Genomic DNA, 22,579 nt, shown 5'->3' on the forward strand with positions numbered 1-22,579 from the left:
GCCGCCCGCCGGATCCCGCCGAGCGGCCCTGATCTGGCAGGAGTGCCCGTGCTCTCGACAGCGAACATCTACCACACCGGGTTCGTCGTGCCCTCGATCGAGGAAGCGATGAAGGAGTTCACCGCCGTCTTCGGCGTGTCATGGACCGGGATCGAGGAACGGGAGATGCCGGTCCTCACTCCCGGCGGACCGGTCCGGGCGAAGATGCGTTTCGTCTACTCCCAGGGCGGATCGCCGCGTCTCGAGTTGCTCGAGCCGGTCCTGGGCACCATCTGGGAGCAGCCCGTGCAGCCCGAGGGCGGTCCGAGCTCCGCCCACCACATCGGTGTGTGGGCCGACGACTTCCAGAAGACCTCGGCCGAGCTCGAGGCGGCGGGGTGCCCTCGGATGCTCACCTACGACGACGGCTCAGGCAAGGCGGTGCGCTTCGCCTATCACCGGCTGCCCAACGGCGCGATCGTCGAGCTCATCGACGCGACCCGGCGTGCCGAGCTGGAGGCCTGGTTCGAGGGCGCCGATTACCCGGCGGCCGTCGAAGGTGAGTGAGACCGGCGCGGCGGCACTGGCCGCTCATCAACTGCTGGGGGCGTACGCCTGGCTCGTCGACGAGCGCCGCTGGACGGAGTTCGGCGAGGTCTTCACGGTCGACGCCCTCGCGGACTACGAGGCGTTCACGTGCCGTGGCACCGACGAGCTCGGAAGCCGGATGGAGTCGATCCACGCCGGTCTCGACGCCACCCAGCACCTCATCGGGTCCGTGCTCGTTACTGAGGCGGAAGGCGGCCTCCGGGTACGCAGCCACGTGCAGGCGACCCTCGTCAGGCGCGGTTTCCCGGGTGGCGGCAGCGTCACCGTTGGGGCGCGGTACGACGATCGGGTGGTCCGCGGGGCCGGTGGCTGGCGGATCGCGGAACGGCGCACGCGCGGGCTGTGGGTGCGGGGCAATCGGGCGATCATCCCGTGGATGGCCGACCGCGGCGGTTCCGATCCGTCCGGGTCTGTCCTGAACGGTGGAGATGCGTGACCCAGTCCAGGCGAAGTCAGACGCGCCGCGGGCCGGACCCCGAGCGTTACCACGAGATCGTCGGCGCCGCCGCGGAGATCTTCCGGCAGAAGGGCTACAGCGCCACGAGTATCCAGGACATCGCGGACGCCGTGGGCATACTCAAGGGGAGCCTGTACCACTACGTCAGGTCCAAGGAGGACTTCCTCTACACGATCATCAAGGACGCGACCGAGGCGGCGCTCCGGGAGATCCAGACCGTGGCCCGGATGGAGGCCGGCGCGGTCCATCGGCTGGTCGCCTTCGTCCACGCGCACGTCCGCTTCGCCACCGGCCACCTCACCGCCTACTCGATCCGCCTGCGCGAGATGCGCCGGCTCAGCCCGGACCGGCGGGGCAAGATCAGGGCTGATGGGGAGGCCTACAACAAGGTCATGCAGGACATCCTCGTCCAGGGGCAGGAACAGGGCGTGTTCGACGCCGGCATGGACGTGGAACTGATGACCACGATCCTCCTCGGCCAGTTGAACGCCGTCACCCGCTGGTACCGGGAGGGCGGCCCGTACACGCCCGAGCAGCTCGCCGACGTCTTCGCGGGCACGGTGCTGAGTGCCGTCGTCTCCGACCGGGGTCTTGGGGGAGAGGGCATCGAGGAGCTCCGGCGCCGGGTCCTGACCATCTCCGCGGGCAAGGCCGCCGCCCGGACCTGATCCCGCACGCGGCCCGGCGCCCCTCTGGCGGGTGCCGGGCCGTTCTCGTTCCGGTGTTTCGCGCGGCGGTGGTCGTAGGCTACATTTCACCGAACAACCGATTGGTCGAAAGAGGGAGAATGACCGAGGAAGAACTCGCCGCCGTGGTGGGGCGGCGGCTCCCCGGCGGGGAGTACGTCATCGAGCCGTACGTGGACTGGCTGCTCAACGACGTCGTCGGCGCGCCCGTCGACGGCCACTGGGCGCACCCCCTGTTCGCCTACCTGGCGACGGCGCGGGGCAAGGGGATCACCTGGGACGAGGTCTTCGAGATCTGCGGCGCGACCGCCGCGGACGGCCCGATGTTCGGCGAGCACGAGACGGAGCTGCTGAGGCCGCTCAAGGTCGGCGAGAAGGTGACGGTCTCCGGCCGGTTCACCTCCGCCGAGCGCAAGAAGGGAAGGCGCGCCGGCGTGTTCGACATCGTCGCTTTCGAAGTCGAGCTGCGCGGTGCGGACGGCGCGGTGGCCGCGCGCACCCGCAACTCCATCGTTTTCCCGAGGAGGGCGGCGGCATGACGGTCCGTCCCGGCGACGTGATTCCCGCCTGGGAGATCGACGAGGTCTCCCGGGAGAAGATGAAGACGATGGCCGCGCTGCTGGCCGACTCGAACCCGATCCACTTCGACATCGAGTCGGTCCGCCGGCTCGGCCTGGGCGACCGGCCCGTCAACCAGGGCCCGAACAATCTCGCCTATCTGATGAACATGCTGGCCGCGTGGACCGGAGGCCGCGAGCACCTGCGCAAGATCTCGGTGCGCTTCCGGAGCAACGTGCTCGGCGATGACCACGTCGTCGCGCGGGGCACCGTCACCGAGGTCCGTGAGGACGGCGGCCGCGTGCTCGCCGACTGCGACATCGAACTCCTCGTCGAGGGACGGGACATCGCGCTGAGCGGCACGGCCACCGTCGACGTGACGCACATGAGCCGGCACTGAGGCGCGCGGCGCCTGTCCATCACTCGTTCCCATGACATCTGGAGACCAGACATGACCGAGGCATACATCGTCGACGCCGTCCGTACCCCGACCGGGAGACGGGGCGGCGCCCTCAGCTCCATTCACCCGGCGGACCTGCTGGGACACGTGCTGAAGGCGCTCGTCGACCGCACCGGGATCGACCCCGGCGCGGTGGACGACGTCATCGCCGGCTGCGTCGCGCAGATGGGCGCCCAGGCGTGGAACGTCGGCCGCAACGCGTGGCTCTCGGCGGGACTGCCCGAGCACGTGCCCGCCGTCACCATAGACCGGCAGTGCGGCTCGTCACAGCAGGCGCTGACGTTCGCCTCGTACGGCATCAAGGCCGGCGAGCAGGACCTCGTCATCGCCTGCGGCGTCGAGGTGATGAGCACCGTGCCGCTCAACAGCTCGGGCGACTCCGGGCTCGGCTTCGGCTATCCGTTCGGTGGTCAGGGCTGGGCGGATCGCTTCGGGGACCAGGAAATCCACCAGTTCCGCGGCGGCGACCTCATCGCCGAGAAGTGGGGGATCGGCCGTGAGGAGATGTTCGACCTGGCCCTGCGCAGCCATGGGAACGCCGCCCGCGCCGGGGACGACGGACGTTTCGCCGGCGAGATCGTCGAGGTCCGCGGACACTCCCGCGACGAGGGCGTCCGGCGTGACACGACGAAGGAGAAGATGGCCACGCTCGCGCCGATCCGGCCGGGCGGTGCGCACAATGCCGCGCTGGCCAGCCAGATCGCCGACGGCGCCGCCGCGGTGCTGCTCGCCTCCGAGCGCGCCGTGGAGAGGTACGGCCTGACGCCGCTGGCGCGCGTGCACACGACGACGGTCGTCGGATCCGATCCGGTGCTCATCCTGACGGGCCCGATCCCCGCTACCCGCAAGGCGCTCGAGCGCGCCCGGCTGAGTGTGGGCGAGATCGACCTGTTCGAGTGCAACGAGGCCTTCGCGGCCGTCGTGCTCGCCTGGGCCAAGGAGATCGGGGTGGACCTGTCCCGGGTCAACGTCAACGGTGGAGCCATGGCCCTCGGGCACCCCCTCGGCGCGAGCGGCGCCAAGCTGATGACGACCCTCGTCCACGAGCTCGTCCGGTCCGGCGGCAGGTACGGCCTCCAGACCATGTGCGAGGGCGGCGGGCTGGCGAACGCCACCGTCATCGAGCGGGTGTGACCGTGAAGGTCACCGACACGGTCGCGGTCGTCACGGGCGGCGCCTCAGGGATCGGCGAGGGCATCGTGCGGATGCTCGTCGCGAACGGCGGCTCGGCCGCCATCTTCGATCTCGACGGAGGCAAGGGGTCGGAACTGGCCAGGGAACTCGGACCCTCGGTCGCGTTCTTCCCGCTCGACATCACGATCCCGCAGCAAGTGGAGGCGGCGGTCTCCGCCGTGGCCGAACGGTTCGGGCGGATCGACGTCCTCGTCAACAGCGCGGGCATCAGCCCGGCGAGCCGCGTCGTCTCCAGGGACGGCGCCCTCTTCCCGCTCGACCTCTACCGCAGAGGCGTCGAGGTCAACCTCATCGCCGCGTTCGACGTCCTGCGCAACGTCGCCGGCGTGATGGCCCGCAACGAGCCGAGCGACGAGGGGGAGCGGGGAGTCATCGTCAACATCGGCTCGATCGCGGCTTTCGAAGGACAGATCGGCCAGGCCTCCTACGCGGCCGGCAAGGGCGGGCTGGTCGCGATGACCCTGCCGCTCGCCCGGGACCTCGCCTCTCACGGCGTACGTGTCATGACCATCTGCCCGGGCACGATCGACACCCCGATGGTTCAGCAGGCGAGCGAGCAGATCCGCGACTACCTGCGCGACGCCAACGTCTTCCCCAAGCGGCTCGGCGTTCCCGAGGACATCGCGGCGGTGGTCCGCACCTGCATCGAGACGACCTACCTCAATGGTGAGGTCATCCGCGTCGACGCGGCCGTCCGGATGGCGCCGCGCTGATGCCCGGCTCCGAGAACGAGGTGGAGAGTATGAGCTCGCGCATAGCCGACCCGCGGCCCCAGGCCGTGGCGTCCGGTGGTGTGGTCACGATCACCGGATGGCGGTGCCGGGACTGCGCCTATCCCATCGCCAGAGAGGTCCTGCGCTGCCCGATCTGCCGGGGCGGGATGGAGCAGACCACCTTTTCCCCCCGGGGGGAGGTCTTCGCGTCGACCTGCCTGCGTGTCGGGGTCCCCGGGCACGAACCGCCCTTCGCGATGGCGTATCTGATCCTCGACGACGGACCCCGGGTCCTCGTCCACACCGAGGGTGAGGAGCCGCTCCCGGTCGGCGGCCGGGCCGCCGTCACCTCGGTCACCGCCGGCGGCGACATGGTCGCCACGATCTGTGTGCAGGAGGCGTCATGAACGCGGTCGTGTACGGGGTCGGCGCCTCCCGCTTCGGACGTCAGCCCCGCCGCTCCGGAACGTCCCTCGGGCAGGAGGCGATCCTCGAGGCGATGGAAGACGCCGGGGTCGACTCCGTCGACGCGGTGTACGCCGGCACCGTCTTCGGCGCCCCGGGCACCGCGCAGCGCGCACTCCAGGACGCGGGGATCACGGGCGTGCCGATCCTCACCTTCGAGAACGCGTGCGCCACGTCCTCGACCGCCTTCCACGAAGCCCGCCACGCGGTCATGTCGGGCCGGTACGAACGGGTGCTGTGCCTCGGCATCGAGACCATGACGAGCAGCTTCAACGGCCCCATCACGCCGGAGGTCACCGACAGCGAAGGCCGTGCGGGACTCGCCCTGCCGGGTGTGTACGCCATGGTGGCCAGCCGGTACGCCTATCTCCACGGGCTCGACAGGAGGGCCATGGCCCAGGTCGCGGTGAAGAACCGGCGGCACGGGTCGTTGAACCCCCGCGCGCAGCACGGCAAGGAGGTCACCCTCGAGCAGGTGCTCGCCTCCCGGATGGTGGCCGATCCACTCACGCTGTACCAGTGCTGCGACATCTCGGACGCCGCCACGGCGGCGGTCGTCGGGGTGCCCCGCGGCAACGGCCGTGACGTGCGGATCGCCGGCTCCGCGCTCCGCTCCGGCGGCCTGTGGGACCACCGCAGCACCCATCCCTGGGGCTACGAGCTGATGGGCGAGGTCGCCGCGGCGGCCTGGGAGGACGCGGGCATCGGTCCCGAGGAGGTGGACCTGTTCGAGGTCCACGACGCCTTCACCATCGGCGAGATCACGGCCACCGAAGCGCTCGGGCTGACCGCCCCGGGCGGCGGTGCCGAGCTCGTGCTGTCCGGGCACACCGCCCTGGGCGGCAAGCAGCCGGTCAACCCCTCCGGAGGCCTGCTCAGCAGGGGGCATCCGCTCGGGGCCACCGGTCTGGCGCAGATCGCCGAAGCCGTGTGGCAGTTGCGCGGGGATGCCGGCGGCCGGCAAGTGGAAGGAGCGCGCGTCGCAGCCGTAGAGACCATGGGCGGTGGCACCGCGGGAATTGATGGAAACGGATGTGTAGTGGTGGTTCTTGGTGGCTGAGATGACGATGACCGTCGATGACGAGATCCTGCGGAGCGACCGCCTCGCGGATCCGTATTCCTACTTCGCCCTGCTGCGCGAACAGGACCCGGTGCACTGGAACGAGCGGTACCGCAGCTGGTTCGTCCACAAGCACGAGGACGTCCTCGCGGCGCTGCGCAACCCGGCGTTCTCCTCCGACCGGGTCCGGCCGGTGTTCTCCGACCGCCTCTCCGAGGAACAACGGGCCGCCCGGCGGCCGACCTTCGAGGTGCTGTCGCACTGGATGGTCTTCCTCGACCCGCCCGAGCACACGCGCCTGCGCAAGCTCGTGCAGCCGGCCTTCTCGCCGAAGGCCGTGGCGAAAATGCGGCCCAGGGTGGAGCAGGTCGTCCGCGAGACCATCGAGTCGCTCGCCGACCGCGACTCCTTCGACTTCGTACGGGATCTCGCCTACCCCATTCCCGCGATCATCGTCGCGGAGCTCATCGGCGTCCCGGCGGAGGAGCGCGACCAGTTCAAGAAGTGGTCCGACGACATCCTGACCCTGGTCTTCGGCGCCGAGGGGCAGGCCGACCGCCGCGAGCTGGCCCAGCGCGGGCTGCTCGAGCTGACCGGCTACCTGCGCGACATGATCGCCAAGGCCCGCCGGGAGCCGCAGGACGACATCATCTCCTCACTCGTGCACGCCCGTGATGTCGAGCCTCCGCTGAGCGACGAGGAGATCATCAGCACGTGCGCCCTGCTCGTCTTCGGCGGGCACGAGACGAGCACCAACCTCATCGCGAACGGCATACGGCAATTCCTGCTTCACCCCGCGCAGATGGAGCTGCTGAGGAACGATCGCGCGCTCGTCACAACCGCCGTGGAGGAGATGCTGCGGTTCGACGGCCCCTCCCGGATGGAGGCCCGCCTGCTCGTCGAGGACGTCACGCTGCGGGGCAAGCACATGCACGCCGGCGACAACGTCCTGCTCGTCCAGAGCGCGGCCAACCGCGATCCGGACGTGTTCGCGAACCCCGACACCCTGGACATCACCCGCAATCCCAACCCCCACGTCGGATTCGGGTTCGGGGTGCACCACTGCCTCGGCAACTTCCTGGCGCGCCTCGAGGCGCAGGTCGCCTACCTCGCGGTCCTCGACGCGATGCCGGACCTCGCCCTGGCGGGCGGGGAGACCTGGCATCCGACCATGATGAGCCGCGGCATGAAGAGCATGCCCGTCGTGCGGACGGGCCGGCGGTGACGGGCATCCAGGTTCTCGGCGGCCGCGTCGCCGTGGTCACCGGCGCCAGCGGAGGGATCGGGCGGGTCGTCGCCCGGGCCCTCGCCGAGGCCGGCGCCGACGTCGGCCTGCTGGCCCGGCGCAAGGACGCCCTCGACGAGACGGCGGGCCTCGTGGCCGGCCTCGGCCGGCGGGCCGCCGTCGCCCCCTGCGACGTGACCGACGAGGACCAGGTCCGGGAGGCGGTCGCCGCCGTCGCGGCGGAGCTGGGAGACCCGGACATCGTCGTCAACAACGCCGGCGGCGCACGGTTCGTGTCGGACCTCGAACACATGAAGCTGTCCGGCTGGGACAAGACCGTCAACCTCAACCTCAGGGCGCCGCTCGCGCTGGCCAAGGCCGCGCTGCCGGGGATGATCAGGCGCGGCGGCGGTTCGGTCATCACGATCGGCTCGATCGTCGGCGAACAGGCCCTCACCGGTCTGTCCCACTACGCGACGGCGAAGTCGGCCCTGGAGATGCTCAACCGGAGCATGGCCCGCGAGTGGGGCCGCCACGGGGTGCGCTGCAACCTCGTCGTGCCGGGCCTCGTCGACTCCGGCGCCCACGACCACTACGCGGGCGACCCGGCCATGGAGGCCCTCTACTCCAAGGAGATCCCCCTCGGGCGGTGGGCGCGTCCCGAGGAGATCGCCGCCCCCGTGGTGTTCCTCGCGTCGGACTCGGCGTCGTACATCACTGGGGCGTCGCTGCTCGTCGACGGCGGCACCGTGGCCTGACGAACCGGGCCTGACGAACCGGGCCTGACGAACCGGGCCTGACGAACCGGGCCTGACGAGCCGTTGGCCTTCCGGATCAGCGCCCGGCGGCTCCTTCCGCCCGGCCCTCGCGATTCGCGTGCTTCCGGGGAGCACCGGCGCGCGAAGACAGCGGATCGCCGATCGGCGATCCGCTGTCTTCCCGCTGGTTTCTCCGCGCCCTTGGCCTCGTCGTCTCAGGCCGGCTCCAGAGCGTCGGAGGCGAGGGAGGCGAGGATCTGCTTGCGAAGGCGGAAAGCCGCCTTGGGCATGCCCAGCAGTACGGCGCCGACGAGGCGTTCGCCGCGGTAGTAGCCGACGGCTGCCTCGCCGGCGAGGTCGCCGTCGAGCACCTCGACGCGCTCACCCAGAACCGGTGAGCCGAAGGACTGCAGCTTCATCTCGAACTGGTCGGACCAGAACCACGGGAGCGGCCGGAACGGCCCGGACTCGTCGGTCGTGCCGGACAGGTCGGCGAGCAGCGTGGCCGCAGCGCGAGCCGCGGTTTCCGCCGCCATCTGCCAGTGCTCGACCCGGCGTGGCACATTGTCGAAGAGCGGGTTCGGGAATCGGGCGACGTCGCCGACGGCGACCGCGCCAGGCAGCCCGCCCATTCTCAGCGAGTTGTCGCACTCGACGCCGTCGGTCAGGTCCAGGCCGTTGCCCTCGAGCCACTCGATACAGGGGGCAGATCCGACGGCCTGGACGAACACGTCGCACTCCACCCGGGAACCGTCGTCGAGGAGAAGGGCGTGACCCGAGGGAGAGCTTTCGACCGCTCGGATGGAGCGGCCGAGGTGAAACCGTACGCCGTGGGCTTCGTGACGGCGCTGGATGGCGGTCCCGACGAGCTCGCCGAGCGGCACCTTCATCGGCGCCGTGTCGAGCGCGACGACGTCGACGGCACAGCCGAAACCCGCCGCCGTGGCGGCGATCTCGCAGCCGATGAAGCCCGCGCCCACGATCGCCAGGCGGGTGCCCGGGCTCAGCAGCGGCCGCAGTGCGATGCAGTCGTCCAGGGTGCGCAACGTGAACCCGTTCCGCGTCACGCGTTCCGGCAGTCGCCGCGGGCGGACGCCCGTGGCGGCCACGAGGCCGTCGTAGGGGAGTTCGCTCCCGTCCGACAGGGTCAGGTGGCGGGCACGGAGGTCCGCGCGGACCGCCGAGACCCCGAAGCGCCAGCTCGCCGCATCGGTCTCCGGCCGCCGGCGCAGCTCCACGGCGGAAAGGTCCGGGGTGCCGGCGAGCAGGGCCTTCGACAGCGGCGGACGCGTGTAGGGAGGGTGTCGTTCGGCGCTGAGCACCACGATCTCCCCCTCCCAGCCTCGGGCCAGGAGGGCCTCGGTGGCGCGCAGTCCGCCGAGCGACCCTCCGACGACGACGATGCGTGACATACGGGAGCTCCCGTCTAGCTGACGATCTTGATTGCCTGGACCGGGCAGGCGATCGCGGCCGCCTCGACCGCGCCGCGCGTCGACTCCGGCGCCTCGGCCTGGTAGACCAGCTCGGCGTTGTCGTCCAGGTCGAAGACCTCGGGAGCGGCGAACACGCACTGGCCGTAGTTCTGGCAGACGCCGAGATCGACGGAGACGATCACTTGGGCCCTCCCGAGGGCAGGTAGAAGCGCTTCTTCATCTCCTCGAGCAGTTCGGTCTGCTCGGTGTTGCCGGGGTGGGGCACCCAGCGGTCGCCGGCGGCCTGGTAGCGGGTGGCCAGCTCGATGAGCACGCCGTGGGCCTTGGCCTCCGGAATGAAGTTCCACTGCAGCCACGGCATGGTGTCGGGGCTGCTGTCGCCTTCGAGCAGCAGGGGCAGGTCGGCGGCGCGGCACTGCTCGATGGTGTGCCCGAAGTTCGACGACAGGAAGGCGATGTGGTGGACGAACTCGCCGCGCTTGGCGAGCACCTTATGCACCCACGTGTTGTCGGCGCCCGGCGCCCAGAGCTGGATGGAGACTCCCGTGGGATCGGGGTTCTGGAACGTGGCCCACACCATCGGGGTGCCGTCGGAGGTGCCCTCGCCGTACGTGATCTGCTCAGTGTGGCCCGGCATGAGGACTCCGAGGATGTCCTTCCAGTCGGCGACCGCCGTGTCCAGATCCTTGACGCACATCGCGACGTGGTCGATGTGAACGCGTGTCATGACGCTCCTTCCGTAGGGCTCCGAGATTACACCAAACGTTTGGTCGGCGAAAGTCCTCACTTCCCTCTGCGCCTCTTGACAGGCCCTCGGATGCGGCTGTTCCATTGTCGACCAGTCGTTTGGTTGAATTCTTGGGGAGGATACATGGACTTCGCGCTCACCCCCGAGCAGGAGGACTTCCGCCGCATGGTGCGGGACTGGGTCGAGAAGGAGTGCCCGAAGGACGTCGCGCTCGAGCTGGAGAGGCAGGAGTTCCAGTACCCCCATGAGCTGTTCAAGAAGATGGCCGACGCGGGCTTCCACGGGATCGGTGTCGCCGAGGAGTACGGCGGCGCCGGCGGCACCGAAGTCGACCAGGTCATCCTGATACGCGAGCTCGCGCGCTCGCTGGCCGGTCAGGCCTGGATTTGGGGCATCAACGCCTTCGCGGGGTCCAAGTCCGTCGGTTACTACGGCACCCCGGAGCAGAAGGAGCGCTTCCTGCCGGAGATCGCCGCGGGCACCAAGAAGTTCGCGATCGCGGTGACGGAGCCCGCGGGCGGCACCGACCTGCTCGGGGTCCTCAAGACCAGTGCAAGGAGGGTCGAGGGCGGCTGGGTGATCAACGGGCAGAAGATCTGGTCGACGCAGGCGCACGTGGCGGACTACCTGCTGCTGCTCGCCCGCTCCGACAAGAACGTGGCCAAGAAGACGCAGGGCACGACCCTGTTCCTCGTCCCGACGAACAGCAAGGGCCTGGAGACCCGGCAGATTCCCAAGCTGGGCATGAAGAACGTTGGATCCTGCGAGGTTTTCCTCGACGACGTCTTCGTACCCGACGACCTCGTCCTCGGCGAGCCGGGCCAGGCGTGGTACATGCTGCTCAAGACCCTGAACAACGAGCGGATCATCATGGCCTCGCTCGCGCTCGGCATCCTGGACGGGGTCATCGAGGAGGCGCTGCGCTACCTCCACGAGCGCGAGGCGTTCGGCAAGCCGCTCGGCCAGTTCCAGGTCCTGCAGCACTACATCGCAGACATGATCATTGCGCAGAAGTCCGCTGAGCTGATCGTCCACAACGCCGCCTGGAAGCAGTCCCAGGGCATGGACTGCGGTCTCGAGGCGAACATCGCGAAGGTCGTGGCGTCGGAAGGCGCCGTCACGGCGGCCGACCGCGGGATCCAGATCTTCGGCGGCATGGGCTACTCGCTCGAGACGCAGATGCAGCGGTACTGGCGGGACGCGCGCCTCTACCGAATCGGCCCGATCGCGAACGAGATGGCCCGCAACTCCATCGCCGAGATGGTCGGCCTGCCGCGGTCCTTCTGAGCGGCGAGTCCGGCCACAAGGCGCGAAGTAGACAAGGAGCACCTGTGGGGGCGAAGACCGTCAAGCGGATCGAGTCGATCGTGATCCGATTCGCCGGTGACTCGGGCGACGGCATGCAGCTCACCGGGGACCGGTTCACTCATGAGAGCGCGGTCTTCGGCAACGACCTGGCGACTCTGCCGAACTTCCCGGCGGAGATCCGCGCGCCGCAGGGGACGCTCGCGGGCGTGTCGTCCTTCCAGGTGCAGGTCGCGGAGCACGCCGTGCTCACCCCGGGCGACGCGCCCGACGTCCTCGTGGCGATGAACCCGGCGGCGCTGCGGGCCAACGTCAAGGACGTGGCCAGGGGCGGCACGATCATCGTCGACACGCACGAGTTCACCTCGCGCTACCTGAGCAAGGCCGGCTACCCGAGGGACCCGCTCGAGGACGCTTCCCTCGCCGGCTACGCCGTGCACCCGGTCGACATGACGTCGCTCACGGTGGAGGCGGTCAAGGAGTTCGGCCTGGGGCGCAAGGACGCGGCCCGCGCGAAGAACATGTTCGGACTCGGGCTGGTGTCGTGGATGTACGGCCGTCCGACAGAGGCGACGGAGGCCTTCATCAGGTCCCGCTTCGCCAACAGGCCGGCCGTCCGGGACGCGAACCTCGCCGCCTTCCGCGCCGGCTGGAACTACGGGGAGACCGCGGAGGTGTTCGCGGTTTCCTACAGCATCCCGCCCGCTCCCATGCCGCCGGGACGCTACCGCAACATCACCGGCAACACCGCGCTGGCCTACGGCCTGATGGCGGCGGCGCGCTCAGCCGGGCTCGAACTCTTCCTCGGCGCCTACCCGATCACTCCCGCGTCCGACATCCTGCACGAGCTGAGCAAGCACGCCCGGTTCGGCGTCACGACGTTCCAGGCCGAGGACGAGATCGCGGGCGTCTGCGCGGCGATCGGCGCCTCTTACGGAGGGGCGCTCGGCGTGACGTCCACGTCCGGGCCCGGCGTCTGTCTCAAGAGCGAGGCCATGGGGCTCGCGGTGAGCCTCGAACTGCCTCTCGTCGTCGTCGACGTCCAGCGTGGCGGGCCGTCCACCGGACTGCCGACGAAGACGGAGCAGGCGGACCTGCTCCAGGTGATGTACGGCAGGAACGGCGAGGCGCCGCTGCCGGTCATCGCGCCCCGGTCCCCGGCGGACTGCTTCGACGCGGCGGTCGAGGCGGCGCGGATCGCCATCCGGTATCGCACCCCGGTGGTGCTCCTGTCGGACGGCTACCTGGCCAACGGGTCCGAGCCGTGGCGGATCCCCGAGGCGGGCGACCTGCCGGTGATCGAGCCGGGCTTCGCCACCGCGCCGAACCACACCACCGAGGACGGAAGCCGCCGGTTCTGGCCGTACAAGCGCGATCCGGAGACCCTGGCGAGGCCGTGGGCCCTCCCGGGAACGCCGGGGCTCGAGCACCGGATCGGCGGCCTGGAGAAGGGCGACGGGCACGGCGACATCTCCTACGAGCCGGCCAACCACGACCTCATGGTCCGCACCCGTCAGGCCAAGGTGGACCGGGTCGCGGAGGTCGTCGGCGACACCTGGGTCGACGACCCGGACGGTGAGGCACGGCTGCTCGTCATCGGCTGGGGGTCGACGCACGGGTCCATCGCCGCGGCCTGCGCCGCCCTCCGCAAGCGGGGTCACCCGGTCGCGCAGGCGCACCTCAGAACGCTCAACCCGTTCCCCCGCGACCTCGGGGACGTCCTGCGCCGCTACGACCGGGTCGTCTGCCCCGAGATGAACCTCGGGCAACTGTCGATGCTGCTCCGGGCCGGGTATCTCGTCGACGTCGTCGGCTGCAACCAGGTCAGCGGACTGCCGTTCCAGGTGGCCGAGCTCGAGGACGTCCTCGTCAACCATCTCCAGGAGGTCGGTCGATGACCGTGGAAGCACTGCCGTTTCCGGGCCTGAGGGGTGTGCCCGCCGCCGAGGTGCCGTCCGGCGCCAAGGACTACAGCTCGGACCAGGAGGTGCGGTGGTGCCCGGGCTGCGGTGACTACGTCATCCTCAAGACGATCCAGGGCTTCCTGCCGGAGCTTGGGCTGCGGCGCGAGAACATCGTCTTCATCTCCGGCATCGGCTGCTCGTCCCGGTTCCCCTACTACCTCGACACGTACGGCATGCACTCCATCCACGGGCGTGCCCCGGCGATCGCGACCGGGCTCGCGACCACGCGTTCCGACCTGTCCGTCTGGGTCGTCACCGGAGACGGCGACGCCCTGTCCATCGGCGGCAATCACCTCATCCACGCCATGCGCCGCAACGTCAACCTCAAGATCCTTCTGTTCAACAACCGGATCTACGGACTGACCAAGGGCCAGTTCTCGCCGACGAGCGAGGCGGGGAAGGTGACGAAGTCGTCGCCGGACGGTTCGGTCGGATCGCCGTTCAACCCCGTCGCGCTGGCCCTCGGCGCCGACGCGACGTTCGTCGCCCGGGCGATCGACTCCGACCGCGCCGGCCTGACCGAGGTGCTGCGGGCGGCGGCCGCGCACCGCGGCACTGCCCTCGTGGAGATCTACCAGAACTGCCCGATCTTCAACGACGGCGCCTTCGAGGTGCTCAAGAACCCCTCCGAGTCGGTGCGGCGTCTCGTCCGGCTCCGGGACGGGGCGGCGTACGACATCGACGGGCGCCGCTACCTCCACGACGAGAAGTCCGCATCCGCCGAGTCGTCCTGGGCGCTGGCGCGTCTCGACGACGGCTCGATGGAGCGGGTGCCCGTCGGGATCTTCCGTCGCGTCGAGCGGCCGGTCTTCGACGACCAGGTACGTGAAAAGCGTGCGCGGGCCGGCGAAGGGGACGACGACGCCTTCCTCTCGTTGCTGGCCGGTGCGGACCCCTGGACCGTCACCCGGCCGTCTTCCTGAACGCGGATGAGAGAGCCGAATCACATGGCAAGCAGTTATGCATCACCCTCTCGCGCCGACACCCGGTCCTGGGCCGAGGCCGTCCCCCTGGGCGACGTGCCGGTGCGCGGCGCCGTGCTCTGGGGGGAGAGCGAGGCGCTCGTCTTCCCCGGCACCCGCTGGACCTACACGACGCTGGGCGAGCAGGCCGAGCGCACGGCCCGCTCCCTTCTCGCGCTCGGCGTGCGCTCCGGGGACCACGTCGCCGTCCTGATGTCGAACTCCCCCGACTTCGTGCGCTGCCTTTTCGGCACCGCGATGATCGGCGCGGTCGCCGTCCTCGTCAACGCCCGGTACCAGGGGCGTGACCTCTCGCACGTGGTCGCCGACTCGGGGGTCAAGGTCCTGATCACGGGAGAGCAGCCGGGCCAGCCGTTCAGCATGCGCGCACGGGTCGAGTCCGCCCTCCCCGGGTTCGACCCCGCCGATCCGCAGGGCCTGCCCGTCGCGTCGGCGCCGGATCTGCGCCATATCGTCGTGCTCGGCGAACCGCCGGAGGAACCGCTGCCCGCCTACACGTCGGCCGCCGCCTTCGACGCCCTGGCGGAGACCGTCGACGGCGCGGAGGTGCACCTGCTGCGCCGGCAGGTGCCGCTGCGTTCCGTCGCCGCGATGATGTACACCTCCGGGACGACCGCGGACCCCAAGGGGTGCCTGCTGTCCCACGAGATGGTGGTCAGGAACGGCATCGCCGTGGGTGACCGCCTCGACGTGCGCCGGGGCGACCGCTTCTGGGACCCGCTGCCGATGTTCCACATGTCCTCGGTGCTGCCTTTGATCGCCTCGTTCCACGTCGGCGGCACGTTCGTCTCCATGCAGCATTTCGAGGCGGACGCGGCCCTCGCCCTGATGCACGAGGAGCGGGTGACCCACGCATTCCCGACCTTCCCGACGGTGACCCAGGCGCTGACCCAGCACCCCCGCTTCGCCGAGGTCGACTTCAGCGAGCTGAGACTGGTGAACACCGTCGCCTCGCCCACACGCCTGCGGGAGCTGCAGGACCTGTGGCCCGACGCCACCATCGTGACGGCGTACGGGTCCACGGAGACGGGCGGGTGCGTGTCCTTCAGTGAGATCACCGACACGCTGGAGGACCGCACCAACTCGTGCGGCCGGCCGTTCCCGGGCATCGAGCTGCGGGTCGTCGACGTGACGACCGGGCGGACGCTCCCGCCCGGGGAGCGGGGCGAGATCTGCGTCCGCGGCTACTCGATGTTCGAGGGCTACCACGGCGACCTGTCGCTCACGACCGGCAAGACCGACGACGAGGGGTGGTTCCACACCGGCGACATCGGCTCGGTGGACAAGGTGGGCCGGGTCTCGTACCACGGGCGGCTCAAGGACATGCTCAAGGTGGGCGGTGAGAACGTCGCCGCGGTCGAAATCGAGGAACTGCTCCAGTCGCATCCCGCAGTGAGCATCGCCCAGGTCGTGGGCGTCCCGGACGCGCGCCTCGTCGAGGTGCCGGCCGCCTTCCTCGAACTGGCCCCCGGGCGGAGCGTCACCGAGCAGGAGCTCTGGGACTGGCTCAAGGGCCGGGTGACGACCTTCAAGGTGCCGCACTACATCCGCTTCGTGCGGGAGTGGCCCGTGGCGGCCACGAAGATCCAGAAGTTCAGGCTCCGTGAGCGGATCTGCGCCGAGCTGGGCCTGACCGACCCGGACGGGGCTTGAGCCCGTGCTCGGCGACACGCTCGTCCGCCGGTTCGACCACGTGGCGATCGCCGTCGGGGACCTCGCCGAGGCCGTGCCGCTATACCACGACCTCCTGGGAGGGAAGCTGATCGCCGGCGGCGACGACGAGAACCTGGGACTGCGCACGATCCAGCTCGAATACCCGCAAAAGGTCAAGATCGAGCTGATCCAGCCGCTCACGCCCGACTCGTACCTGGCGGCGTACCTCAAGAAGCACGGACCGGGTTTCCATCACATGACCTGCTTCGTGCCGGACGTGGAGGGGGCCGTCCGGGCGCTGGAAGCCCACGGCTTCGAGACCGTCGGCACGAACACGAGCAGCTCCTACTGGCGCGAGACGTACGTCCGCCCGTCGTCGGCGTTCGGCACCCTGCTCCAGCTCGTATCGACGGAGCTGCGGTGGGAGGACCCGATCGTGCCCGAGGGCGCCACCGTCGAGGACATCATCGCCGGCCGGCTCGTCTGGAACGACGCCCGGCCCGCCTGGAGAGAGGACGCCAAGTGATCAAGCTCGTCGCCGTGGTTCGGCGCAAGGAGGGCCTCGACTTCGAGGAGTTCCGGCAGCTGTGGTGTGAGGAGCACCCGCAGCTCGTGCGGAGGATGCCGGGAGTGCGCCGGTACAGCCAGAATCTGGCGTTCGAGGGGCGGTCGCGAACGTGGCCGATCGACGGCGTGGCGGAGGTGTGGTTCGACGACAAGCACGCGGTCCGGGAGGCCTTCGCCTCCGAGGCGGGCACGGCGGCCACAAAGCACGAGAAGACCTTCGCCGGCGAGGTGACGTGGTTCCTCGCCGAGGAGATCGAGTACGAGTGGGGGGCGCGGTGACGTCGCCGGCGCAACGGCTGCGCCTCGACGACGCCTACGTCCTGGGCGGCAACGTCTTCGGGTGGACGGCCGGCGAGCGTGAGTCGTTCGCCGTCCTGGACGCATACGCCGACGCCGGCGGCCGGATGATCGACACCGCCGACGTGTACGCGGCCTGGGTGCCGGGCAACACGGGAGGCGAATCGGAGCGGATCATCGGCGCGTGGACGGCCGCACGCCGCAATCGCGACCGGGTGCTGATCGCCACGAAGGTGGGTCAGCTGGAGAGCGCGCCGGGACTGTCCCGCGCGAGCATCCGCGCCGCTGTGGAGGCGTCTCTGCGGCGATTGGGAACCGACCACATCGACCTGTACTACGCCCACTTCGACGACCGGGACACGCCGATCGAGGAGACGATGGCCGCGTTCGACGAACTCGTGCGGGAGGGCAAGGTCGGGCGCCTGGGCGCGTCGAACTATCCGCCCGCCCGGCTGGAGGAGGCCCTCGACGTCTCCGCCGCGAGCGGGTGGGCGTCGTTCGAGGTCTACCAGGCGCACTACAACCTGGTCCGGCGGGAGAAGTTCGAGAAGGAGTATCGCGACGTGCTGCTGCGGCGGGGCGTGCCCGTGCTCACGTACTACTCGCTCGCGCAGGGTTTCCTGACGGGCAAGTATCGCGACGGCAGCGACCACGGCGGTACAGTTCGGGCCGCTCCGGCGCTGCGATACCTCGACGATCGCGGCCGTGCGGTGCTGGCCGTCATCGACGAGGTGAGCCACGCCCACGGGGTGAGCCCCGCCGCCGTGGCGCTCGCCTGGCTGCGCGAGCAGCCGTCGGTGGCGGCGCCGGTCGCCAGCGCCCGCACGCCGGCGCAACTGGCGGAGCTCGAACAGGTCCGCGATCTGCGGCTCACGCAGGACGAGGTCGCCGCGCTCACCGGGGCGTCGTCATGACGGGCGAGGCGGCCGGCAGGCTCGGGCCCGTCGTCCAGATCGCCTACGCCACCACGGACGTGCGGAAGGCCGCCCTGCGGTGGCATGAGCTCACCGGTGCCGGCCCGTTCTTCGTCCGGGAGCACGTGCCCATGGCCGGGGTCACCTCGGGCGGCGGGCCCGCCGTCTTCGACCACAGTTGCGCGCTCGGTCAGTACGGCGACGTCATGATCGAGCTGGTGCACCATCACGCACTCGAACCGCAGGGCCTCGAGGACGTGATGCGGCGCGACGGCAGGGGAGTCCACCACGTCGCGCACTTCGTTGACGACCTGGAGGAGACCCGCGCGTTCCTCGAGTCCCGCGACGTCCCCCTCGTTATGGACGCGCAGAGCGAAGAAGTGCGGTTCCTCTTCTTCGATCCCGGGCCGGAGGTGGGACACCTCATCGAGTGCTACGAGGCCACCGACTACCTGCGGACGCTGTACGCCAAGGTCCGGCGGGCGTCGGTCGGCTGGGACGGCAGGAACGTGCTCAGGGAGCGGAGTTGAGGCGCCGGCCGCTTCGGACCGATGATCGCCGGACGTGAGGCGGCGCTCGGCGTCCTCGGCTTTCTCGACATCCCGGCTCCCGAACTGGTGCGTGTGGCGGCCGACGCCGGATTCGACTCCGTCTCGGTCAGGGTGACCGGCAGCCGCGGGCCCGTCGCCGCCGATCTGCGGGACGACCCGAGGACCCTGGCGCGCACGCTCCGGGCTTTGGATGAGACGGGCCTGTCCGTGCTCGACGCCGAGGTTCTCCGGCTGGCCCGCGCCACTCCATCGGATGAGGCCGCACGGGCGATCGACGCGGCGAGGGCACTGGGCGCCCGCCACATCATCGCGGTCAACACCGACCTGCGCGAGGAGGAGTGCGCCGAGCGACTCGCCAGCGTCTGCGCGCTGGCCGACGGTTCGGGCCTGCGCATCTGCCTGGAGTTCATGCGCTTCAGCGCGACGCCGGACCTCGAATCCGCCTGCAGGATCGTCGAGGCCGTGGGGCACCCGTGTGCCGCCGTGCTGGTGGACGCGCTCCATCTGCACCGCTCGGGCGGCACGGCGCGAGACGTCGAGACGCTCGCGGCGCCGCGTCCCGGCCTGTTCCCCTACATCCAGGTCTGCGGGGTGCCGCCGGCGCCGCCGGAGCCCGTGGATCCGGATCTCCTGTTCCGGGAGGCGGTGTCCGCTCGGCTGCTGCCCGGTGACGGCGTGAACGATCTGCGCGCCCTCGTCGACGCGGTGGGGCCCGCGACACCGCTGTCCGTGGAGGCGCCCGTCGCCGGAGACCGGCGTCGCCGTCCCGCGCAACGCGCCCGGGCCGCCGCCGCGGCCCTTTCCATGGCATTGGCGAATCCGAATGAAGAAGGCCATTGACGAGCCGGGACCGCCACTACTAGGTTCTCGACCAACCGGTCGGTAGGTGATAAGAATGCAACACCGAATTTTCCTGGTGGCTACGCGCGCGGACGTGCTCTGGGACGAAGCCCGGCGGCACTGGCAGGAACGGCATGGAGAGATCTTCGTGTCGACGCCCGGCCTGCGGCGGTACGTCCAGAATCGGCCGCTGACCGAGCCGGGTCAGGGTCGGGGCGTCGTCTGCTCGGAGACATCCTTCGACAGCAGGCAGGCCGAGCGTGCGGCCTACTCGTCCAGGTACTACCAGGATGTCGTGGCCGCCGACGAGGCGCGGTTTCTCGACCGAGAAGGCGTGTGGAACGCCCGCGTCGTCTCCGGGGCGGCCGCCGGAGAGCCCGCGGGCGCCTACCGGGTGTTGTGGTTCGACGAGAAACCTCCCGAAGGTGAGCGGTGGAGCCCGCTCCAGCTGTCCCGGCCGGTGCCGGGGCCGGGGCGGGGCTCCCGCCTGTACTCGACATGGACGGACGACAGGGACCTCGCGATCGAGATCGCCGAGGGCTCTGGCGGACTGGCCCTCGCCTGTGAGCCCGTCCCTTTCCCCATCACGTGTGCAACCGAGGATGCATGATGACCCTGACCGAGCCAGATCAGCCAGTTCTGCTTGAGGTGTCCACGGTCGGCGAACTGCTGTACCGGGCGGCCGCCAGGTGGCCCGGTCGGGAGGCCATCGTCTTCCCGGACGAGCGCGCCACGTTTCCCGGCCTGCTGCAGGGCGCGGAGCAGGCCGCTCGCTCCCTGCTCTCGCTGTCCGTCGGCCGCGGCGACCGCGTCGGGATCCTCATGCCGAATCGGATCGCCTTCCTCGAGGTGCTCTTCGGCTGCCATCTCATCGGCGCGGTGCCTGTCACGATCAACGCGAGGTACAAGCCCAAGGAACTGCTTCATGTGGTGCGGGACGCGGGTCTTTCCGCCATCGTGACGACTGACGTGATCGCCGACCACGCGCCGTTCGTCGACCTGCTCGCCAGAGCCTTCGCCGGCGGGCGGCCTCCGGCGCTGCGCCACCTCGTCATGCTCGGCACGGCGAGCCCGCCGGGATACGTCGACCGGGCCGCGTGGGAACAGGGCGCGGTATCCCGGGCCGATGTCGACGTCCACGCCCTCGCCGGCGGCGTGGGAGGGCGCGAGATTGCCGTCATCATGTACACCTCGGGCACGACGTCCAGCCCCCGGGGGTGCCCGCTCAGCCACCAGGCGCTCGTACGCACCGCGCTGTGCGCCGCGGACCGTTTCTCGCTGACGGAGGACGAGAGGTTCTGGGACCCGCTGCCGTTGTTCCACATGGCGGGCCTGCTGCCCATGGTCGCGAACATCAGCCGGGGCGGAGCCATGCTCAGCATGCTGCACTTCAAGGCGGACGTCGCGCTGAGGCAGCTCGTCGAGGAGCGTGCCACGTTCGCCTACCCGGCCTTCCCCACGATCACCCAGGCGCTGGTCCACCACCCGGACTTCGCCGCCGCGGACCTCTCCCGGATCCGCGGCATCCTCGAGACGGGCCCGGCGGACTACCTGTGCGGTGTCGAGGCCGCCTTCCCGGGTGCGAAGGTCGTCTCGTCCTACGGGCTCACCGAGGCGGGCGGGGTCATCACCTACAGCCATCTCGAGGAGACCTTCGAGGAGCGGATCGGGACGACGGGCCGGCCCTTCCCCGGGATGCGGGTCCGGATCGTCGACCCGGAGACGGGGCTCGACTGCCCGGCCGGCGTCCAGGGAGAGATCAGGGTGACCGGTCCGGGAATGTTCGAGGGCTACCTCAACGATCCCGTCTACACGGCCGAGCGGACGGACGAGCAGGGCTTCCTCTGTACGGGCGACCTCGGCGCGCTCGACGAGCAGGGACGCGTCATCTACACCGGCCGCCTCAAGGACATGCTCAAGGTCGGCGGCGAGAACGTCGCGGCCGCCGAGATCGAGGCGCACCTCGGCCAGCACCCGGCGGTGAAGATCGCTCAGGTGGTCGGCGTCTCGGACGCGCGCCTGATCGAGGTGCCGGTCGCCTTCGTGGAGCTCGCTCCCGGCAGGAAGGCCGAGCCTGAGGAACTGATCGAGCACTGCCGCCTTTCACTGGCCAGCTTCAAGGTCCCCCGTCGCGTCTTCTTCGTCGACGAGTGGCCGATGTCCACCACCAAGATTCAGAAGTTCCGGCTGCGCGAGCTCGCCGAGGAGCGGGTGCACGGGAGGCCTGAGCGAAAGGAGAACTGACCATGGTGCAGAGCACTGCGACCGGCACCCCGGCCACCGGGCGGGAGCGCGTCGAGGACGGCGGGCGGGTCGCGCTCGTCACCGGTGCCGGGTCGGGAATCGGCAAGGCGTTCGCCCAGCTCTGGCTGCGGCGTCATGGGCCAGTCGTCGGCGTGGACCTCGACCCGGCGCGGCTCGAGTGGCTCGAGAGCGAGGGAGGGGCCGCGCTGGCCGGCGACGTGACGGTCGCCGAGACGAACACCGCGGCGGCCGCGCTCGCCGAGGAGCGGTACGGGCGCCTCGACGCCGTCGTGCTGTCGGCCGGTGTCACCGCCTGGGGCGGCGTGGAGGACCTCGATCTGGCGACGTACGACCGCACGATGGACGTCAACGTGCGTGCCGGCGTCCTCGGGATACGGGCGGCCGCCCCCGCCCTGCGGCGCGCGGGCGGGGGCTCGATCGTCCTGCTGTCGTCCGTCTCCGGCACCGGAGGCGAGCCGGAGCACTGGGCCTACTGCGTGTCCAAGGCCGCGGTGAGCAACCTCGCGCGGTCGGCGGCCGTCGACCTCGCGGCATCCGGGATCCGGGTCAACGTCGTCGCGCCCGGGCCGGTCCACACCGACCTCACGCGACCGATCAAGGTGACCAGGCCCGAGCGCTACGAGGAACTGCGCAGAGCCCTTCCGCTCCAGCGCTGGGGCGAGCAGGAAGAGGTGGCCGAGGCGATCGCCTTCCTGGCGAGCCCCGCGGCGTCGTTCATCACGGCGGCGGTGCTGCCGGTCGACGGAGGCGCGACCGGACGTACGGGACTGATGAATCCGCTTCCCTTCTCCTCCCAGAAGTAGCGTCTCCGCCGGTCCGGCATCGTTCACATCGTCCGGCCGGGGACCGCGTTCGTCGCCTAAATTCAACCAAACGACCGCTTGACATAAATACG

At 70.2% G+C, this 22,579-nt stretch carries 26 protein-coding genes; 23 read left to right on the forward strand and 3 right to left on the reverse strand.

The features are described 5' to 3' along the window. Positions 1-48: 48 nt before the first annotated feature. The 11 genes from QSK36_RS39810 to QSK36_RS39860 all read left to right on the forward strand — a co-directional run bounded on the left by QSK36_RS39810 (position 49) and on the right by QSK36_RS39860 (position 8,164). Positions 49-546 carry a VOC family protein gene (locus QSK36_RS39810; protein ID WP_285785978.1) on the forward strand — a complete coding sequence of 166 codons (498 nt, stop codon included), beginning with the start codon at positions 49-51 and terminating at the stop codon, positions 544-546. Beyond that, a complete protein-coding gene (locus tag QSK36_RS39815; protein WP_183541512.1) occupies positions 539-1,024 on the forward strand; it encodes a nuclear transport factor 2 family protein in 486 nt (161 codons plus the stop codon). Before QSK36_RS39810 ends, QSK36_RS39815 begins: the two co-directional genes overlap by 8 nt. Then, a complete protein-coding gene (locus tag QSK36_RS39820; RefSeq protein WP_183541514.1) occupies positions 1,021-1,713 on the forward strand; it encodes a TetR/AcrR family transcriptional regulator in 693 nt (230 codons plus the stop codon). Before QSK36_RS39815 ends, QSK36_RS39820 begins: the two co-directional genes overlap by 4 nt. 119 nt (positions 1,714-1,832) lie before the next feature. After that, positions 1,833-2,270 carry an FAS1-like dehydratase domain-containing protein gene (locus tag QSK36_RS39825; protein ID WP_285785979.1) on the forward strand — a complete coding sequence of 146 codons (438 nt, stop codon included), beginning with the start codon at positions 1,833-1,835 and terminating at the stop codon, positions 2,268-2,270. Further along, a complete protein-coding gene (locus tag QSK36_RS39830; protein WP_183541518.1) occupies positions 2,267-2,689 on the forward strand; it encodes a MaoC family dehydratase in 423 nt (140 codons plus the stop codon). The genes QSK36_RS39825 and QSK36_RS39830 overlap by 4 nt, the downstream gene beginning before the upstream one ends. Positions 2,690-2,740: 51 nt before the next feature. Beyond that, positions 2,741-3,883, forward strand: a complete 1,143-nt coding sequence (locus tag QSK36_RS39835; protein ID WP_285785980.1) for an acetyl-CoA C-acyltransferase — start codon at positions 2,741-2,743, stop codon at positions 3,881-3,883. Beyond that, positions 3,880-4,656, forward strand: coding sequence for an SDR family NAD(P)-dependent oxidoreductase (locus QSK36_RS39840; RefSeq protein WP_285785981.1), 777 nt, complete (start codon positions 3,880-3,882; stop codon positions 4,654-4,656). Before QSK36_RS39835 ends, QSK36_RS39840 begins: the two co-directional genes overlap by 4 nt. Positions 4,657-4,685: 29 nt before the next feature. Next, positions 4,686-5,063, forward strand: coding sequence for an OB-fold domain-containing protein (locus tag QSK36_RS39845; protein WP_183541521.1), 378 nt, complete (start codon positions 4,686-4,688; stop codon positions 5,061-5,063). After that, a complete protein-coding gene (locus tag QSK36_RS39850) occupies positions 5,060-6,181 on the forward strand; it encodes a thiolase family protein (RefSeq protein WP_285785982.1) in 1,122 nt (373 codons plus the stop codon). Before QSK36_RS39845 ends, QSK36_RS39850 begins: the two co-directional genes overlap by 4 nt. 1 nt (position 6,182) lies before the next feature. Further along, positions 6,183-7,406 (forward strand): cytochrome P450, encoded by a 1,224-nt coding sequence (locus QSK36_RS39855; RefSeq protein ID WP_285786013.1) that lies wholly within the window; start codon positions 6,183-6,185, stop codon positions 7,404-7,406. Then, positions 7,403-8,164 carry an SDR family NAD(P)-dependent oxidoreductase gene (locus QSK36_RS39860; protein ID WP_285785983.1) on the forward strand — a complete coding sequence of 254 codons (762 nt, stop codon included), beginning with the start codon at positions 7,403-7,405 and terminating at the stop codon, positions 8,162-8,164. Before QSK36_RS39855 ends, QSK36_RS39860 begins: the two co-directional genes overlap by 4 nt. 215 nt (positions 8,165-8,379) lie before the next feature. Here QSK36_RS39860 and QSK36_RS39865 read toward each other — a convergent pair whose 3' ends face one another. From QSK36_RS39865 to QSK36_RS39875, 3 genes are read right to left on the reverse strand one after another with little or no spacing between them, the layout of a single operon-like run. Next, positions 8,380-9,576, reverse strand: coding sequence for an NAD(P)/FAD-dependent oxidoreductase (locus QSK36_RS39865; protein WP_285785984.1), 1,197 nt, complete (start codon positions 9,574-9,576; stop codon positions 8,380-8,382). Between the two features lie 14 nt (positions 9,577-9,590). Further along, a complete protein-coding gene (locus QSK36_RS39870; RefSeq protein ID WP_183541531.1) occupies positions 9,591-9,779 on the reverse strand; it encodes a ferredoxin in 189 nt (62 codons plus the stop codon). Next, entirely contained in the window at positions 9,776-10,324 is a 549-nt protein-coding gene (locus tag QSK36_RS39875; RefSeq protein ID WP_183541534.1) for a VOC family protein, read from the reverse strand. Before QSK36_RS39875 ends, QSK36_RS39870 begins: the two co-directional genes overlap by 4 nt. 144 nt (positions 10,325-10,468) lie before the next feature. On the opposite strand from QSK36_RS39875, the gene QSK36_RS39880 reads away from it, so the two are divergent. The 12 genes from QSK36_RS39880 to QSK36_RS39935 are packed head-to-tail and all read left to right on the forward strand — an operon-like array spanning position 10,469 to position 22,487. After that, positions 10,469-11,632, forward strand: a complete 1,164-nt coding sequence (locus tag QSK36_RS39880) for an acyl-CoA dehydrogenase family protein (protein ID WP_285785985.1) — start codon at positions 10,469-10,471, stop codon at positions 11,630-11,632. A gap of 44 nt (positions 11,633-11,676) precedes the next feature. Next, positions 11,677-13,548 (forward strand): 2-oxoacid:acceptor oxidoreductase subunit alpha, encoded by a 1,872-nt coding sequence (locus QSK36_RS39885; RefSeq protein WP_285785986.1) that lies wholly within the window; start codon positions 11,677-11,679, stop codon positions 13,546-13,548. Beyond that, positions 13,545-14,537: a 2-oxoacid:ferredoxin oxidoreductase subunit beta gene (locus QSK36_RS39890; RefSeq protein ID WP_183541538.1), complete on the forward strand. Its 993-nt coding sequence runs from the start codon at positions 13,545-13,547 to the stop codon at positions 14,535-14,537. Before QSK36_RS39885 ends, QSK36_RS39890 begins: the two co-directional genes overlap by 4 nt. Before the next feature lie 24 nt (positions 14,538-14,561). After that, positions 14,562-16,250, forward strand: coding sequence for a class I adenylate-forming enzyme family protein (locus QSK36_RS39895; RefSeq protein WP_285785987.1), 1,689 nt, complete (start codon positions 14,562-14,564; stop codon positions 16,248-16,250). Between the two features lie 4 nt (positions 16,251-16,254). Further along, entirely contained in the window at positions 16,255-16,776 is a 522-nt protein-coding gene (locus tag QSK36_RS39900) for a VOC family protein (RefSeq protein ID WP_285785988.1), read from the forward strand. Next, the gene (locus QSK36_RS39905) at positions 16,773-17,096 is read left to right on the forward strand and encodes an EthD family reductase (RefSeq protein WP_285785989.1); all 324 of its coding nucleotides are present in this window, start codon (positions 16,773-16,775) and stop codon (positions 17,094-17,096) included. The genes QSK36_RS39900 and QSK36_RS39905 overlap by 4 nt, the downstream gene beginning before the upstream one ends. After that, a complete protein-coding gene (locus QSK36_RS39910; RefSeq protein WP_285785990.1) occupies positions 17,081-18,028 on the forward strand; it encodes an aldo/keto reductase in 948 nt (315 codons plus the stop codon). Before QSK36_RS39905 ends, QSK36_RS39910 begins: the two co-directional genes overlap by 16 nt. Further along, a complete protein-coding gene (locus QSK36_RS39915) occupies positions 18,025-18,558 on the forward strand; it encodes a VOC family protein (protein ID WP_183541546.1) in 534 nt (177 codons plus the stop codon). Before QSK36_RS39910 ends, QSK36_RS39915 begins: the two co-directional genes overlap by 4 nt. Positions 18,559-18,579: 21 nt before the next feature. Further along, the gene (locus QSK36_RS39920) at positions 18,580-19,419 is read left to right on the forward strand and encodes a sugar phosphate isomerase/epimerase family protein (RefSeq protein ID WP_285785991.1); all 840 of its coding nucleotides are present in this window, start codon (positions 18,580-18,582) and stop codon (positions 19,417-19,419) included. Between the two features lie 55 nt (positions 19,420-19,474). Beyond that, the gene (locus QSK36_RS39925; RefSeq protein ID WP_285785992.1) at positions 19,475-20,029 is read left to right on the forward strand and encodes an EthD domain-containing protein; all 555 of its coding nucleotides are present in this window, start codon (positions 19,475-19,477) and stop codon (positions 20,027-20,029) included. After that, positions 20,029-21,663, forward strand: a complete 1,635-nt coding sequence (locus QSK36_RS39930; RefSeq protein ID WP_285785993.1) for a class I adenylate-forming enzyme family protein — start codon at positions 20,029-20,031, stop codon at positions 21,661-21,663. The genes QSK36_RS39925 and QSK36_RS39930 overlap by 1 nt, the downstream gene beginning before the upstream one ends. Positions 21,664-21,665: 2 nt before the next feature. Then, entirely contained in the window at positions 21,666-22,487 is an 822-nt protein-coding gene (locus QSK36_RS39935; protein ID WP_285785994.1) for an SDR family NAD(P)-dependent oxidoreductase, read from the forward strand. Positions 22,488-22,579: the final 92 nt, after the last annotated feature.

The organism is Microbispora sp. NBRC 16548, assembly GCF_030268985.1.
Lineage (GTDB): Bacteria > Actinomycetota > Actinomycetes > Streptosporangiales > Streptosporangiaceae > Microbispora > Microbispora catharanthi.

What these genes read in the sequence shown, in the direction of transcription:
- QSK36_RS39825 (WP_285785979.1), top strand. Translation starts at nt 1,833, where the DNA reads ATGACCGAGGAAGAACTCGCCGCCGTGGTGGGGCGGCGGCTCCCCGGC.
- QSK36_RS39830 (WP_183541518.1), top strand. Translation starts at nt 2,267, where the DNA reads ATGACGGTCCGTCCCGGCGACGTGATTCCCGCCTGGGAGATCGACGAG.
- QSK36_RS39835 (WP_285785980.1), top strand. Translation starts at nt 2,741, where the DNA reads ATGACCGAGGCATACATCGTCGACGCCGTCCGTACCCCGACCGGGAGA.
- QSK36_RS39845 (WP_183541521.1), top strand. Translation starts at nt 4,686, where the DNA reads ATGAGCTCGCGCATAGCCGACCCGCGGCCCCAGGCCGTGGCGTCCGGT.
- QSK36_RS39850 (WP_285785982.1), top strand. Translation starts at nt 5,060, where the DNA reads ATGAACGCGGTCGTGTACGGGGTCGGCGCCTCCCGCTTCGGACGTCAG.
- QSK36_RS39855 (WP_285786013.1), top strand. Translation starts at nt 6,183, where the DNA reads ATGACGATGACCGTCGATGACGAGATCCTGCGGAGCGACCGCCTCGCG.
- QSK36_RS39865 (WP_285785984.1), bottom strand. Translation starts at nt 9,576, where the DNA reads ATGTCACGCATCGTCGTCGTCGGAGGGTCGCTCGGCGGACTGCGCGCC.
- QSK36_RS39875 (WP_183541534.1), bottom strand. Translation starts at nt 10,324, where the DNA reads ATGACACGCGTTCACATCGACCACGTCGCGATGTGCGTCAAGGATCTG.
- QSK36_RS39880 (WP_285785985.1), top strand. Translation starts at nt 10,469, where the DNA reads ATGGACTTCGCGCTCACCCCCGAGCAGGAGGACTTCCGCCGCATGGTG.
- QSK36_RS39890 (WP_183541538.1), top strand. Translation starts at nt 13,545, where the DNA reads ATGACCGTGGAAGCACTGCCGTTTCCGGGCCTGAGGGGTGTGCCCGCC.
- QSK36_RS39895 (WP_285785987.1), top strand. Translation starts at nt 14,562, where the DNA reads ATGGCAAGCAGTTATGCATCACCCTCTCGCGCCGACACCCGGTCCTGG.
- QSK36_RS39915 (WP_183541546.1), top strand. Translation starts at nt 18,025, where the DNA reads ATGACGGGCGAGGCGGCCGGCAGGCTCGGGCCCGTCGTCCAGATCGCC.
- QSK36_RS39920 (WP_285785991.1), top strand. Translation starts at nt 18,580, where the DNA reads ATGATCGCCGGACGTGAGGCGGCGCTCGGCGTCCTCGGCTTTCTCGAC.
- QSK36_RS39925 (WP_285785992.1), top strand. Translation starts at nt 19,475, where the DNA reads ATGCAACACCGAATTTTCCTGGTGGCTACGCGCGCGGACGTGCTCTGG.
- QSK36_RS39930 (WP_285785993.1), top strand. Translation starts at nt 20,029, where the DNA reads ATGACCCTGACCGAGCCAGATCAGCCAGTTCTGCTTGAGGTGTCCACG.
- QSK36_RS39935 (WP_285785994.1), top strand. Translation starts at nt 21,666, where the DNA reads ATGGTGCAGAGCACTGCGACCGGCACCCCGGCCACCGGGCGGGAGCGC.